We start from the raw sequence: 232 nt of genomic DNA on the forward strand, positions 1-232 counted from the left end.
GTCTTCTGCCACAGCGTCTTCAATATTTTTCAGCAGCGAGGTTGGCTCAATCACTTCAACCTGAGCATAACCAAATTCACGTACGTGAGAGCCGGCCACTTTTCCGCCCAGTTGCTCTGCCATGGTCTGCATGCCGTAACATACACCCAGAACAGGCACACCGGCTTCAAACACATATTGAGGGGCGCGAGGGGAATTCTCTGCCGCGACACTCTCCGGACCACCAGACAAG

Annotated in this window: 1 protein-coding gene; it reads right to left on the reverse strand. The window is 53.9% G+C overall.

Features of this window, described 5'->3' with window-relative positions:
• Positions 1-232 (reverse strand): glutamine amidotransferase-related protein (locus tag ACYP03_RS28255; RefSeq protein WP_459782971.1); only part of this gene is annotated, 232 nt, incomplete at both ends.

The sequence above is a fragment of the Photobacterium sp. R1 genome (assembly GCF_054600795.1).